The sequence below is a fragment of the Aeromicrobium sp. genome (assembly GCF_014378035.1).
Lineage (GTDB): Bacteria > Actinomycetota > Actinomycetes > Propionibacteriales > Nocardioidaceae > Aeromicrobium.
The window spans coordinates 1-1,699 of sequence record NZ_JACMOM010000323.1; the positions used below are offsets into that span (position 1 = coordinate 1).

Below are 1,699 nucleotides of genomic sequence, written 5' to 3' on the forward strand. Positions count from 1 at the left end.
CGAACCGCATCTTCACGGATGACTCGGTGTTCAGCGAGGCAGACCTCTCGTTTGTCGACTTCGACAGCTTCTCCTCCGACGACTACACGCCGGGAACGTACAACTAAGCAGCACCCGCAGCACGGATGAATGGCCTCACACCTCGGTGTGGGGCCATTCGCCTGTACCCGGCGTAACCTCGGGTCATGCGGGGAATTAGCGGCCGCGGAATTGGTTAGCTTCACTACAGCGGTCGTGCCACATTTGCCTTCCGCAGAGACACCTGCAGGAGGCCATCCCCATGAAATCCCGAATTTTTGCCATCGGTGCTGTCGTCGCCCTTCTCGTATCGCTGAGTGCGTGCGCCCCGGCGAAAACCGGCGGTATGGCATCCGGAGCCGCTCAGGCCGGGCTCAGCCTCGCGCAGGTAAAGAAAGCCGGTGAGTTGATCGTTGGCACCGAGGGCACGTACCGTCCGTTTTCCTATCACGCCGACGGCACGGGGGCACTCACCGGCTATGACATCGAGGTGGTCACGGCGGTCGCGAAGAAGCTCGGCGTGAAAGCGACTTTTCGAGAGACCCAATTCGATGGAATCTTTGCGGGACTCACGGCAGGACGCTTCGACGTGATCGCCAACCAGGTGTCGATCAACCCGGCGCGATCCGCCAAGTACGACTTCTCGACCCCGTACACGGTGTCCCCGGGGGTCGTCGTCGTGAAGTCGGACAACACGAGCATCCACTCGCTCACAGACCTTAACGGAAAGACGACCGCGCAGTCGTTGACCAGTAATTGGTACAGCGTCGCGGAGCAGAACGGTGCCAATGTGCAGGCCGTCGAAGGCTGGGCGCAGGCGGTGGAGCTGCTCAAGCAGGGCCGGGTCGACGCGTCGGTCAACGACAAATTGACCTATCTCGACTACGTCAAGACCACGGGCGCCGACGGGCTCAAGGTCGCGGTCACGACCGAGGGGCCATCGCTCAGCGCTCTCGCCTTCGTCAAGGGCAGTACCGACCTGGTCGCGGCCGTCGACCTCGCGCTGAAGGAACTGCGCGCCGACGGCACGCTCAAGAAAATCTCGACAAAATACTTTGGCGTCGATGTGTCGAAGTAGGCGGATCCTTTCGTTTAGCGGCCGCCGCTACCCGCTCGTCTAAACTCGTCAGATGCCAACGCCGAATTGGGATCTCTTCTGGAGGTCGCTCTGGCCGATCGTGCAGGGCGCCATCGTCGGCACAATCCCGCTGGCAATCGTCTCGTTCGCGATTGGGCTGGTTATCGCCCTGGTCGTGGCGCTGATGCGCCTGTCGAAAGTGTGTGTCGTCTCGTCCATCGCCCGGTTTTTCGTCTCCGTGGTGCGTGGTACACCGCTCTTGGTGCAGTTGTTCGTCATCTTCTACGGTCTGCCCTCGATCGGCCTGCTGATACCGTCCTGGCCGAGCGCCGTCATCGCCTTCTCGCTCAACGTCGGGGGGTATGCATCCGAGGTCATCCGTGCGGCAATCCTGGCCGTTCCGCGTGGTCAGTGGGAGGCCGGGCAGATGATCGGCATGTCGCACCGGCAAACGCTCGCCCGTATCATCCTGCCGCAGGCCGCCCGCGTCTCGGTGCCGCCGCTGTCGAACACCTTCATCAGCCTGGTCAAAGACACCTCTCTCGCTTCGCTCATCCTTGTTACCGAGCTCTTCGCGCAGGCGCAGAAGGTCGCCGCGTTCAG

At 62.0% G+C, this 1,699-nt stretch carries 2 protein-coding genes; both read left to right on the forward strand.

The annotated features are described in order from the left end of the window. Positions 1–280: 280 nt before the first annotated feature. Complete coding sequence (locus H7290_RS17050; RefSeq protein WP_290515219.1) at positions 281–1,096, forward strand: amino acid ABC transporter substrate-binding protein; 816 nt, start codon at positions 281–283, stop codon at positions 1,094–1,096. 100 nt (positions 1,097–1,196) lie between these two features. Next, a partial coding sequence (locus H7290_RS17055; protein ID WP_290515220.1) for an amino acid ABC transporter permease occupies positions 1,197–1,699 on the forward strand: 503 nt, incomplete at its 3' end.